We start from the raw sequence: 12,248 nt of genomic DNA on the forward strand, positions 1-12,248 counted from the left end.
ATCGGCGTGAGCAGGGTGGTGGTCGGGGCCGCCGTGGTGCGCGACGGGCGGGTGCTCGCCGCGCGCCGCACCCGGCCGGCGGCCGCGGCGGGGCGCTGGGAGCTGCCCGGCGGCGCGGTCGAGCCGGGCGAGGACGAGGCGACCGCCCTGGCCCGCGAGCTGCGCGAGGAGCTGGCGCTCGACGACGTCGGCGTCGGCGAGCGGGTCGGGCCGGAGGTGGCGCTGCCCGGCGGGCGCGTGCTGCGCATCCGGGTGTGCCGCACGCCGGGGGTGCCGAGGGCGCTCGAGCACGACGCGCTGCGGTGGCTGGGCCCCGACGAGCTCGACGGGATCGACTGGCTGGACGCCGACCGCGCGGTGCTCCCCGCCCTCGCGGCCCTGCTCAGGCCGCCCGGGCCTTCTTCAGCGCCTTCTTGAGGTCCTTGCCGGTGACCCCGGCCTCGGTGAGCCGGGCCGCGCGCATCAGCAGGACCGGACAGCCCTTGCAGCGCGGCGTCGACCGGCAGCACTTCTTCTTGATCTTCTTGGCGCCGGTGAGCGGGGCGGCGTCGGCGTAGCGGACGAGGTGCAGCGGCACCACGGGGCCCTTGCCCTTCCTGGGCTTGCCGGGCTTCTCGGCCTTCTCGGCCTTGCCGCCGGCCTCCTTGCCCTTCTTCTTGCCGCCCTTGCCCATGAGGTGAGGCTAACCTCCGTCGTGGGGCGAGGACCAGACCCGTCGGTCTCCACCCGCGGTGACCGTGTCACGATGACGATCCCCGGTACGGCCGGTTCTCGGTAGTGCTCCGGACCGCCGATCGGGACGACCGAGCGGTCTGTCGAGGAGAAGGGCCGGATCCAGGCGTGAGGGGTCCCCGACGTGCCGTCGGTGTCGTCCGCGTCCTCCCCGCCCTCGCGCTCGTCCTCGCGGTCCTGACGGCGTGCTCCGGGGCACCCCCGCCCGTCGTCGGTCAGGTGCCCGTGCCGGCGCCGGCGCCGGCGCCGACCCCCCAGCTCGAGCCCGACCCCACCGAGCTGCGCATCGGCGTCGACGACCTCGGCGTCGGCTTCAACCCGCACCGCGTCGCCGACGACACGCCGCTGTCGCGCGCGATGGCCGCGCTGGTGCTGCCGTCGGCGTTCCGCCCGGGGCCCGACGGCGAGCCGCGGCTCGACACGGCGGTGGTCACCTCGGCGCGCGTCACCTCGACCGATCCGTTCACCGTGTCCTACGAGATCGCGCCGGCGGCCAGCTGGTCGGACAACGCCCCGGTGGCCGCCGAGGACTTCGTCTACCTGTGGCAGCAGATGCGCAGCCAGCCCGGGGTGGTCGGCGCCGCGGGCTACCGCGCCATCACCGACGTGCGCTCCCGCGCGGGCGGCAAGGCCGTCGACGTGGTGTTCGACCGGCCGTACCCGGCGTGGCAGACGCTGTTCGACCACATGCTGCCCGCGCACCTGCTCAAGGACGCCCCCGGCTCCTGGGGCGGCGGGCTCACCGACAGCATCCCGGTGTCGGCGGGGCCCTTCACGGTCCGCGTCGTCGATCGCATCCGCGGGCAGGTCACCCTCGCCCGCAACGACCGCTTCTGGGGCACGCCCTCGGTGCCCGACGAGGTCGTCTTCCAGGCCGCCGAGGCGCCGTCGCTGATCGACCGGGTCCGCTCCGGCGACGTGCAGGCCACCCAGTTCCGGGCCGACGCCGAGGACCTCGCCGCCCTGCGTTCGGTCGGGTCCACGCTGAGCGTGCGCACCCTGCCCGAGCCCGCGCTGGTCCAGCTCGCGCTGCGCAGCGACGACGGCCCGCTCGCCGACCTGCGGGTCCGGCGGGCGGTGGCGTCGGCGATGGACCGCTCCGCGCTGCGGGCGGTCGGCACCAACGGGGGCCCGTCGGCGCAGCTGCCCGCCGACGCGTTCGGTCGGGCGCCCTCGGAGGAGGACTATCGCTCGACGCTGCCCGCGGACTCGCCCGCGGCGCGCCAGGACCTCGACGAGACCTTCCGGCTGCTCACCGAGGCCGGGTACACCCGCGGCGAGGACGGCACCTGGGAGCGCGGCGGGCAGCCGCTGATCCTGCGCCTCGCCGCCCCGCCGCAGGTCGCGCCCTACGGGCGGCTGATGGCGACCCTCGGCACCCAGCTGCGCGCGGCCGGCATCGCCTCGGTCGTGGTCGCCGACGGCGGCACCTCGGGCTTCGCGCCCGGGCGCGGGCCCGCCTCGACGACCACCGGGGCGCCCGGCCCGACGCCCGCCCCGACCCCCGCCGCGCCCGGCACCCCCACCCCGTCGGGCGGTGCCCTGCTCGCGACGACGCCCACCCCCGTCCCGGGCGGCGGGACCAGCAGCCCGTCGCGGTCGGGGACGAGCAGCAGCCGCGCGACCACCACCACGACGACCACGGTGCCGCCGACCCCGAACTCCCCGTCCGACCTCGCCGTCGCCGACATCGCCGTGGAGGCGCTGCCCATCGGCGGTGACCCGATCGCCGACCTGGCGTCCGTCGTCGGCTGCCCGGGCGGGCGGGCGCCGGCCACCTCCGGGCGCACCGGCGCCGACGAGGGCGTCGCGCTGGCCGCCGCCGACGTGACGCCGACGGCCCCGGTCGCGCCGGGCGGGACGGTGGCGCCGCCGAGCTCCGTGGCCGCCCCGACGAGCACGTCGCCGCCGACCAGCGCCGCCCCCGCGGCCTCGGCCACCGGCGCCGCGCCGACGTCCACCGACGCGGCCGGGCCCTCGACGGCCGCCACCACCCCGGACGCCGACGAGGTCGAGGAGCTCACGGAGGACCTGGCCGACCCCCAGGCCTCCGAGGCGCTGACCCCCACCGGCTTCTGCGACCCCGCCCTGCAGTCGCTGCTCGACGGCGCGTCCGCCGGCACGGTCTCGACCGACACGGCCCTGGCCCTCGCCGAGCCGGCGCTATGGGCCTCGCTGCCGACGATCCCGCTCTTCCAGGCGGCGTCGGTCCTGGTCAGCCCCACCGACCGGACCGACGTCGTGATCGGCCCGCTCACCGAGAGCCCCTTCGCGGGCGCCGACCGCTGGACGCCCCCGCCGGCGACGCAGCGCGGGGACGACGGTATCAACTGACGGCCGCGTGACGGTTCACGTGAACGTTCCCGGAACTCTTGCCGCTTTCTCGGGAAACCCTTAGGTTTCCTCACGGCCGAGTCACGCGCGGTGATGGATCAGTTGCCCCGTGCGAGCGACCCGGGCCGGGTCACCACCACGAGGAGGAACGTTGCCGGTGCGTCGGATGGTCACGGTCGTGGCCGCAACGCTCGCCGTGGCGCTGGTCGCGGCCGCGTGCGGCGGGGGAGGAGGGGGCGGCGGCGACCAGACCGCCCAGACGATCGGGATCGAGTGGGGTGAGCCCGAGAACCCGTTGATCCCGGGCAACACCACCGAGCAGAACGGCGGCGACGTCATCGACGCGCTGTTCGCCGGGCTCGTCAAGTACGACGTCGACACCGCCGACCCCACCAACGAGGTCGCCGAGTCCATCACCACGACGGACAACCGGAACTTCACCATCCGGATCAAGCCGGGGTGGACCTTCCACGACGGCACCCCGGTGACGGCGCAGAGCTTCGTCGACTCCTGGAACTGGACCGCGTACGGCCCCAACGCCGCCGAGGCGCAGTCGTTCATGGAGAAGATCGACGGGTACGACGAGGTCTCCACCGAGGCCCCGACCGCCCCGACGATGCGCGGGCTGGCCGTCGTCGACCCGCAGACGTTCACGGTGGCGCTCAAGGCCCCGTTCACGATCTTCCCGCTGACGCTCGGGTACTCCGCGTACTACCCGATGCCGCAGAAGTTCTTCACCGACCGCGCCGGCTACGAAGCCGCGCCGGTCGGCAACGGCGAGTTCCGGTTCGAGTCCCGCACCCCGAACCAGAGCCTGACGCTGGTGCGCAACGACCAGTACGCGGGCTCGGTGAAGCCGCAGGCCCAGCGCCTGGAGTTCCGCGTCTACTCCGAGATCCAGACGGCCTACGACGACGTCGTGTCCGGGAACCTCGACCACATCCGCGCGATGCCCAGCGCCGCGCTGGCCGGCGACCGGTGGCGCACCGACCTCGGTGCCGGGGCCCACCAGAAGGAGGGCCTGGTCACCGACTCGCTCGGCTTCCCGCTCTACGACCCGCGGTTCGCCAACCCCGACCTGCGCAAGGCCATCTCGATGGCCATCGACCGTCAGGCGATCGTCAACCAGATCTTCGGTGGCGTCTACCGGCCGGCCACGGGCTACGCGACGTCGGCCGCCGAGGGCTTCGTGCCGAACCAGTGCGGCGAGTTCTGCACGTTCAACCCGCAGCGGGCCCAGCAGCTGCTCGCCCAGGCCGGCCCCTTCCAGGGGCCGCTGACGCTGACCGCCAACTCCGACGGCGGGCACGACCCGTACATGCAGGCCGTGGCCAACAGCATCCGCCAGACCCTCGGCATCGACGCCCGCTACACCCCGGTGCCGTCGTTCTCCGAGCAGCGGCGGCTCGCGAACGACCGCGGGTTCACCGGCCTGTTCCGCAACGGCTGGCAGGGCGACTACCCGAGCATCGAGACGTTCCTGACCCAGCTCTACCGCACGGACGCCTCGACGAACGACTACGTCTACTCGAACCCCGCCGTGGACGCCGCGCTGAGCCAGGCCGACCAGGCCCCGGACATCGCGGCCGCCGACCAGGGCTACGCGGCGGCGGAGCGGCTCGTGCTGAACGACATGCCGAACATCCCGCTGTGGAGCCGCCCGGTGATCTACGGCAACTCCGCCCGCGTGGCCGAGGCCGAGCACAACCCGCTGAACCGGCAGGACACGACGACCTACCGGCTCAACCCGCAGGGCTAGTCGTTCTCGGAACCGACCACCACCACCGGGCCCCGCGGCCGTCACCGACGTACGGTCGCGGGGTCCGGGTCGGGCCCTGAAGGAGGACGCCCGTGGGCCGCTACACCCTGCGGCGCCTGCTGCAGCTCGTCCCGGTGTTCCTCGGGACGACGTTCATCGTCTACTTCCTGGTCTGGGGCCTGTCCGACGACCCGTTCGCGGGCAAGTGCGGGCAGCGGGAGTGCTCGGCCTCCTACGTCGCCCAGATGACCGAGCGCTACAACCTCGACGACCCGTTGATCGTGCAGTACCTCAAGTACCTGGGTGCCCTGCTGACCGGGGACTTCGGGCAGACCTTCTCGGGCACCGAGGTGTCGACCCTCATCGCGACCGCCTACCCCGTCACGATCAAGCTCGCCCTCGTCGCCGTGGTGATCGAGGCCCTCATCGGCATCGCGGCCGGCGTGCTCACCGGGCTGCGGGGCCGCGGCTTCGTCGACAACCTCGTGCTCGTCTCGACCCTGGTCCTCATCGCGCTGCCGGTGTTCGTCACCGGTCTGGTCCTGCGCCAGGTGCTCGGGGTGGAGCTGGGGTGGATCCGGACCTCGGTCCCCGCCGACCCGACGCTCGGGCAGCTCCTCGTCCCCGGGTTCGTGCTGGGCAGCCTGTCGATGGCCTACGTGGCCCGGCTGATGCGCACGAGCCTCGTGGAGAACAAGCGCGCCGACTTCGTCCGCACCGCGATCGCGAAAGGTCTCCCGCAACGGCGGGTGGTCGGGGTGCACATGTTGCGCAACTCCCTGATCCCGGTGGTGACCTTCCTCGGCTACGACATCGGCGCGCTCATGGGCGGGGCCATCGTCACCGAGGGCGTGTTCAACATCCGGGGCATCGGCGGCCTGGTGTTCCGCGGCATCCAGCAGCAGGACATCGCCACCGTCGTCGGCATCGTCGCCCTGCTCGTCATCGTCTTCCTGCTGGCGAACCTGCTCGTCGACCTGCTCTACGCCGTGCTCGACCCGAGGATCCGCTATGACTGAGACCGCACCGGCCGTCCGCGCCGCGGGGGCCGCCGCGCCCGGGGGAGCCGGCGGGGGCGTCGAGCGCACGGGCGGGCTGTGGGCCGACGGGTGGGCCCAGCTGCGCCGCCGCCCCCTGTTCTGGATCGCCTCGGCGCTCATCGGGGTCCTGCTCGTGATGGCGCTGTTCCCGTCGCTGTTCACCTCGGTGGACCCGCAGGCCGCCGATCTCGCCCTCTCGGGCGCCGACCCGTCCCCGGACGCGATCTTCGGCCGGGACCTCCAGGGCCACGACATCTACGCGCGCGCGATCCACGGCGCCGCCCCCACGCTGACCGTCGGGCTGCTCGCGAGCCTGGGCACGGTCGTGCTCGGGTCGCTGGCCGGGCTCGCCGCGGGCTACGTCGGCGGCTGGGGCGACAGCGTGATCTCGCGGTTCGCCGAGGTGTTCGCGGGCCTGCCGTTCATCCTCGGCGGCATCGTCATCCTCACGACCTTCAACAAGCCCGGGCAGATCGTCGGCGAGGTCCGCATCATCACCCAGGTGGTGCTGACGATCGTCATCCTGTCCTGGCCGCTGGCCATGCGGATCATGCGGGCGGCGGCGCTGGAGGCGACCCAGCAGGACTACGTCAAGGCCGCCCGCGCCCTCGGGGCGGGGCCGTGGCGCATCGTGGGCCGGCACATCCTGCCGAACACCCTGGCCCCGGTGCTGGTGTTCGCCACCATCCAGTTCGGGGTGTTCATCGGCGCCGAGGCGACGCTGTCGTTCCTCGGGATCGGCCTGCGCGACCCCGTGGTGTCCTGGGGCGTGATGATCTCCGAGGCGCAGGAGCGCGTCGCCGACATCCCCCAGGCGCTGTTCTTCCCGGCCGCCTTCCTGGTCGTCGCGGTGCTCGCCTTCGTCATGCTCGGCGACGCCGTGCGCGACGCCTTCGACCCGAGGGGACGCTGATGGCCGCTCCGTTGCTCGAGGTCGACGACCTCCGCGTCGAGTTCGGCACCGGCCCCGAGACCGCGTCGGTGCTCAACGGCGTGAGCTACCACGTCGACGAGGGCGAGACCCTCGCGGTGCTCGGCGAGTCCGGCTCGGGCAAGAGCGTCACCGCGCAGACGGTGATGGGCATCCTCGACACCCCGCCCGGCCGGATCACCGGCGGTGCGGTGCGCTTCCGCGGCGAGGAGCTGCTCGGCGCCGACCCGGAACGCCGCCGGCTGCTGCGCGGCGAGTCGATGGCGATGATCTTCCAGGACGCGCTGTCGGCGCTGAACCCCGTGTACACGGTGGGGTTCCAGATCGCCGAGCAGTTCCGGTTCCGGCGGGGAATGTCGCGCAAGGACGCGATGGCGCGGGCCGTCGAGATGCTCGACCTCGTGCGGATCCCGAGCGCGGCGCAGCGGGTGAAGGAGTACCCGCACCAGTTCTCCGGCGGCATGCGCCAGCGGGCGATGATCGCGATGTCGCTGGCGCTCGACCCGGAGCTGCTGATCGCCGACGAGCCGACCACGGCGCTCGACGTCACGGTGCAGGCGCAGATCATGGAGCTGCTCGACGAGCTGCGCCGCGAGCGGGGGATGGGCCTGATCCTCATCACCCACGACCTGGGTGTGGTCGCCGAGGTCGCCGACCGGATCGCGGTGATGTACGCGGGGCGGATCGTCGAGCACACCGACGCCGCGTCGCTCTACGCCCACCCCGCCCACCCGTACACCCGCGGGCTGATGGACTCGGTGCCGCGCGTCGACGACGTCGCCGGGGCCCCGCTGCGCCCCATCCCGGGCCTGCCGCCGTCCCTGTCGGCGATCCCGAACGGCTGCCCGTTCCACCCGCGCTGCGCGCACGCGCAGGACGTGTGCACCGACGAGGTGCCCGCGCTGCGCGAGGTGGGGTCGGATCACCGGGCGGCGTGCCACTTCGCCGAGCGGTTCCTCGCCGACGGGCCCGACCGTCCGACGACGCACGAGGTGGTGTCGAGATGAGCCGCCCCATCCTGTCGGTCCGGAACCTGGTCAAGCACTACCCGGTGACCCGCGGCGTCCTGTTCCGCAAGACCGTCGGGCACGTGCGCGCCGTCGACGGCGTCTCGCTCGACCTGCACCCCGGCGAGACGCTCGGGGTGGTCGGGGAGTCGGGCTGCGGCAAGTCGACGCTGGCCCAGGTCCTGATGCGCCTGACCCCGCCGACCAGCGGCACCGCGACGTTCGAGGGCGAGGACCTGTTCGCCAAGCGCGGCGCGGCGCTGACCGCGTGGCGCCGCGACATGCAGATCGTCCTGCAGGACCCGTACACCTCGCTGAACCCGCGCAAGACCGTCGGCGACATCGTCGGCGAGCCCTTCGACATCCACCCCGAGGTGGCCCCCAGGAGCGACCGGCGCCGGCGCGTGCAGGAGCTGCTCGAGGTGGTCGGGCTCAACCCCGAGCACATCCGCCGCTACCCGCACCAGTTCTCCGGCGGGCAGCGCCAGCGCATCGGGATCGCCCGCGCGCTGGCCCTGCGGCCCAAGGTCATCGTCTGCGACGAGCCGGTGTCGGCGCTCGACGTGTCGATCCAGGCGCAGGTGCTCAACCTGCTCTCCGACCTGCAGCGCGAGTTCGGGCTGGCGTACCTGTTCATCGCCCACGACCTCGGCGTCGTGCGCCACCTGTGCGACCGGGTGGCGGTGATGTACCTCGGGTCGATCGTGGAGACGGGCACCGCGGAGGAGATCTACGGCCGCGCGAGCCACCCGTACACCCAGGCGCTGCTGTCGTCGGTGCCGGTGCCCGACCCGTCGCTGCGCGGGCGGCGGGAAGCGATCCGGCTGGAGGGCGACGTGCCGAGCCCCGCCGACCCGCCCTCGGGGTGCCGGTTCCGCACGCGGTGCCCGAAGGCGGCGCCGGTGTGCGCGCAGGACCCGCCGGCGCTCGAGGTCCGCCCGTCGACGGACCACCCCGCGGCGTGCCACTTCGCCGAACCCCCGCACCTCGTCCGGGCGGAGTAGTGCCCTCGTGTCAGCGGCGTGCCGTCGCTGACACCCAGTGTCCGTAACGCCACGCGCTCGATCCCGGGGGTTGGTCCGGTCAGACGAGCTGCCCGTCGCGGGCGAGCACGCGCGTCGCGGGCCACGCCGACAGCGGGCGTCCCGCGGCGTGCACCATCGCCGGGTCCTCGTCGACGCGGGCGCGGTGGTGGGTGTCGACGAGGTGCACGCGCACGCCGGGCAGGCGCGTCCAGCCCGCGGCGCGGTAGAAGGGCTCGACGGCGGGCCCGCAGCTCAGGAACCCGAACGGCACGTCGAGGTCGACGAGCACGTCCACCACGCGGGCCATCAGCGCCGTGCCGAGACCGCGACGGTGGTGGGCGGGGTCCACGGCGACGAGGCCGACGTCGCCGACGAGGACGTCACGCCCCTCGGGCAGGGTCCGCAGGAACCGCCGCACGATCCCCGCGTGCGCGACGGGCGTCGCCCCGTCGCGGGCGACGACGCGCACCTCGGGGCGCGCGCCGGCCCAGCTCCGCCCCCCGGTGAACCGCTGTGGCTGTGCGTACGCCCGTCCCAGCAGCGCGGCGATCCCCGCGTGCGCGGCGTCGTCGAGCTCGATCTCCCACGCCACCGACCAGGTCAGGTCCGTCACGACACACGAGTCTCGTCTCACCCCCGCCGGTCGCGCGCGGCCGGACGGCCTACCGTGCCCCGGGTGAGCCCCGGTGCGCTGCTGCTCGTCCACGCCCACCCGGACGACGAGACGATCACCTGCGGCGGCGTGATGGCGCTGGCCGCCGCGGCCGGCGTCCCCGTGACGCTCGTGACGTGCAACCGCGGCGAGGAGGGCGAGGTCATCCCGCCCGGCCTGCAGCACCTGAGCGGCGAGGCGCTCGGCGAGTACCGGGAGGGCGAGCTGGCACGGGCCTGCGCGGCCCTGGGCGTCACCGACCAGCGCTGGCTCGCCGGCACCGGGACCTGGCGCGACTCGGGGATGGTCCGGGTCGGCGAGGGCATCCTCGCCGCCGCCCCGGCCTCGATCGACCCCGGCGCCCTCGCCGCGCCCGACGGGTTCGAGGCGCAGGTCAAGGCCCTCGTGGACGTGCTGCGGGAGGTGGCGCCCCGCGTGGTGGTGACCTACGACGCCCACGGCGGCTACGGCCACCCCGACCACGTGCGCGCCCACGACATCACCATGGCCGCGGTCGAGATCGTCGACCCCGACGCCGCGACGATCACCGTCGCCGCCACGGCCGCGCCCCGCGACGAGGTCGAGGCCGGCCTCGCGGTCCTGCGCCGCCGGTCGTGGCTGCCGGTACCGGTGCCGCCGGTCGAGGACCTGCCGACGGTGCCCGACGCGTCGATCACCACCCGGGTCCCGCTCGGCGCGGCCCGTGTCGCGAAGCTGGCGGCGCTGCGGGCCCACGCCACGCAGATCACCGTGTACGACGACGGCAGCGAGCCGCCGGCGTACGTGCTGTCCAACGACCTCGCCCAGCCGGTCCTGCCCGTCGAGTGCTTCGTGCACCTGCGCGGCCCGGCGAGCGCCGCGGACGACCTGTTCCCGCCGTCGTGAGTGAGGGCGCCGCCGCGGGGAGCGAGGGCACCACCACCTCCACCGACACCGACACCGACACCGACACCGACGCCGACGCCGACGCCACCATCGCCACCGCACCCAGGCGCAGCGTGCTCCCCGCCGTCGTGGTCGCGCTGCTCGCCGTCGACGCGGTGCTGCTCGCGTGGACCGAGATGGCGTGGCTGACCCTGCGCACCGCCGCCGACGGGTTCCCGCTGCCCCTCGCGGCCGTGGTCGCGCTGGTCACCACCCCGGTGCTCGTGCTCGCCGCCGACGCCGCGTGGCCCGCGAGCCGCGCCCCGCTGGCCCCGCTGGCGGCGTGGACGCTGACCGTCGTGGGCGCCGGGCTGTGGAGCCCCGCGGGCGCCGGGGTGCTCCCGCCCGACTGGCGCGCGATCCTCCTGCTCGCCGCGGGTGTGCTCCCGGGCGCGCTCGCGCTGTCGTGGACCTCGGCGCGACGGCGGGTACAGGCCCGCCACGCCGGGTCCGACGGTTGAGGAACGCGCCGGTCGGGAACCGAGCGGCCATGCCCGCCATCCCCGACGAGCACGTCGTCCGCGTCCTGCGCCCGTTCGTGGCCGCCACCGGCCCGGTGCTGCGCGGTCTGCGTGACGCCGACCCGTTCCGTCTCGGGCGCCTCGCCCGCCGCCGCGCCATCGAGCTGCACGAGGACGGCGGCGAGACCGCCCCGGCGCCGACCGGCCGGCTCGGACGGGTCGGGCACGTCGCCCGCGCCGGCCGCGCCCGCGCGCTCGACCGGCTCGCCACCTCGAAGCTCCCCGGCACCCCGCGCTGGCAGGCGATGAGCCCCGAGGAGCGCGACCAGTGGTGGGTGTCGCGCGTCGGGCGCTTCACGTCCGCGGTCGCCGCGGTCCCCGGCATCGGCGGGGCGCTGGCGCGCCGGCTGCCGGTGTCGGACATCCTCGGGCTCGCCGCGCAGGGCCTCGTCGTCTGCGCGATCGCGAGCGAGCACGGGATGGACCGCCGCGACGACCAGGTCCGCCTGCTGGCCTCGGTGCTCTTCGGCCGCGACGTCGACCCCCGCCGCCACGGCGACCCGCACGGCGCCGACGTCGAGCGCGAGGCCGACGAGCTGGCCGGCACTGTGGGCGCCGAGAAGGAGGAGCGCGGGCGCCTCGCCGCGCTGGGCCGGGCGCTGTGGCGCATGGGCAAGACGCTGTGGGGCCTGCAGGGCGAGCTGGACCGGCGCCCGCAGGGCAACCGGTTCTGGCGCGCGGGAGCCAACCTGCCGGTGGTCGGGGCGCTCGCGAGCTACCGCAGCGAGCGCTCGGGCCTCAAGCGCGCCGCCCGCTCGGCGGCCCGCTGGGTGGCCCGCGAGCAGGGCCGCTCCGCCTCGTGAGTGATGCGGGTCGCCGGGGCGACCCAGATCACTCACGTGCGGAGCAAATCGGGACGCCCCCGCACGGGCATGACGGGGCGGCGACCGGAATACTCGCCGCAGGCATGCCCCGCGGCCGCGTGACACCACCGCGCGAGGGTCCGGGTCCGTGCCGGACGACATGAGTGAGGAGCAGGAGCAGACGTGACGTACGTGATCGCCGAACCGTGTGTCGACGTGCTCGACAAGGCGTGCATCGAGGAATGCCCTGTCGACTGCATCTACGAAGGGGGTCGGATGATGTACATCCACCCCGACGAGTGCGTCGACTGCGGGGCGTGCGAGCCGGTCTGCCCGGTCGAGGCCATCTACTACGAGGACGACGTGCCGGACCAGTGGTCCGTCTACACCCAGGCCAACGTCGACTTCTTCGACGAGCTGGGGTCGCCGGGAGGTGCGTCCAAGGTCGGCAAGGTCGAGCGCGACGCCGGCCCGGTGCCCGACCTGCCGCCGCAGGGGGAGTGACGTCCCCTTGACCACC

General features: G+C 74.4%; 13 protein-coding genes. 11 read left to right on the top strand and 2 right to left on the bottom strand.

The features are described from left to right. The first annotated feature begins 6 nt into the window (after positions 1–6). Positions 7–417 carry an NUDIX domain-containing protein gene (locus tag ACFPK1_RS21600; RefSeq protein ID WP_378023008.1) on the top strand — a complete coding sequence of 137 codons (411 nt, stop codon included), beginning with the start codon at positions 7–9 and terminating at the stop codon, positions 415–417. On the opposite strand, the gene ACFPK1_RS21605 is transcribed toward ACFPK1_RS21600, so the two are convergent. Next, entirely contained in the window at positions 383–673 is a 291-nt protein-coding gene (locus tag ACFPK1_RS21605; protein ID WP_378023009.1) for a hypothetical protein, read from the bottom strand. The two genes, ACFPK1_RS21600 and ACFPK1_RS21605, sit on opposite strands and share 35 nt — an antisense overlap. Before the next feature lie 167 nt (positions 674–840). Here ACFPK1_RS21605 and ACFPK1_RS21610 point away from each other — a divergent pair, with 167 nt between their 5' ends. From ACFPK1_RS21610 to ACFPK1_RS21635, 6 genes are all read left to right on the top strand, one after another. Next, the gene (locus tag ACFPK1_RS21610) at positions 841–3,066 is read left to right on the top strand and encodes an ABC transporter substrate-binding protein (RefSeq protein WP_378023010.1); all 2,226 of its coding nucleotides are present in this window, start codon (positions 841–843) and stop codon (positions 3,064–3,066) included. Positions 3,067–3,244: 178 nt separating this feature from the next. Further along, positions 3,245–4,825, top strand: a complete 1,581-nt coding sequence (locus ACFPK1_RS21615; RefSeq protein WP_378023011.1) for a peptide ABC transporter substrate-binding protein — start codon at positions 3,245–3,247, stop codon at positions 4,823–4,825. A 92-nt stretch (positions 4,826–4,917) separates the two neighbouring features. Beyond that, the gene (locus ACFPK1_RS21620) at positions 4,918–5,844 is read left to right on the top strand and encodes an ABC transporter permease (RefSeq protein WP_378023012.1); all 927 of its coding nucleotides are present in this window, start codon (positions 4,918–4,920) and stop codon (positions 5,842–5,844) included. Further along, positions 5,837–6,778, top strand: coding sequence for an ABC transporter permease (locus ACFPK1_RS21625; protein ID WP_378023013.1), 942 nt, complete (start codon positions 5,837–5,839; stop codon positions 6,776–6,778). The genes ACFPK1_RS21620 and ACFPK1_RS21625 overlap by 8 nt, the downstream gene beginning before the upstream one ends. Continuing rightward, positions 6,778–7,803 (top strand): ABC transporter ATP-binding protein, encoded by a 1,026-nt coding sequence (locus ACFPK1_RS21630; protein WP_378023014.1) that lies wholly within the window; start codon positions 6,778–6,780, stop codon positions 7,801–7,803. Before ACFPK1_RS21625 ends, ACFPK1_RS21630 begins: the two co-directional genes overlap by 1 nt. Then, complete coding sequence (locus ACFPK1_RS21635) at positions 7,800–8,807, top strand: ABC transporter ATP-binding protein (RefSeq protein WP_378023015.1); 1,008 nt, start codon at positions 7,800–7,802, stop codon at positions 8,805–8,807. Before ACFPK1_RS21630 ends, ACFPK1_RS21635 begins: the two co-directional genes overlap by 4 nt. A 79-nt stretch (positions 8,808–8,886) precedes the next feature. Here the strand turns inward: ACFPK1_RS21635 and ACFPK1_RS21640 are convergent, their stop codons facing one another. After that, positions 8,887–9,441, bottom strand: coding sequence for a GNAT family N-acetyltransferase (locus ACFPK1_RS21640; protein ID WP_378023016.1), 555 nt, complete (start codon positions 9,439–9,441; stop codon positions 8,887–8,889). A 63-nt stretch (positions 9,442–9,504) separates the two neighbouring features. On the opposite strand from ACFPK1_RS21640, the gene mshB reads away from it, so the two are divergent. The 4 genes from mshB (at position 9,505) to fdxA (ending at position 12,232) form a co-directional block, all read left to right on the top strand. After that, a complete protein-coding gene (gene mshB / locus ACFPK1_RS21645; protein ID WP_378023017.1) occupies positions 9,505–10,365 on the top strand; it encodes an N-acetyl-1-D-myo-inositol-2-amino-2-deoxy-alpha-D-glucopyranoside deacetylase in 861 nt (286 codons plus the stop codon). After that, positions 10,362–10,865, top strand: a complete 504-nt coding sequence (locus ACFPK1_RS21650) for a hypothetical protein (RefSeq protein WP_378023018.1) — start codon at positions 10,362–10,364, stop codon at positions 10,863–10,865. Before mshB ends, ACFPK1_RS21650 begins: the two co-directional genes overlap by 4 nt. A 29-nt stretch (positions 10,866–10,894) precedes the next feature. Beyond that, a complete protein-coding gene (locus ACFPK1_RS21655) occupies positions 10,895–11,728 on the top strand; it encodes a hypothetical protein (protein WP_378023019.1) in 834 nt (277 codons plus the stop codon). A 183-nt stretch (positions 11,729–11,911) separates the two neighbouring features. Then, complete coding sequence (fdxA, locus tag ACFPK1_RS21660) at positions 11,912–12,232, top strand: ferredoxin (protein ID WP_133827292.1); 321 nt, start codon at positions 11,912–11,914, stop codon at positions 12,230–12,232. Positions 12,233–12,248 lie beyond the last annotated feature (16 nt).

This window comes from Actinomycetospora rhizophila (genome assembly GCF_042657905.1).
GTDB lineage: Bacteria > Actinomycetota > Actinomycetes > Mycobacteriales > Pseudonocardiaceae > Actinomycetospora > Actinomycetospora rhizophila.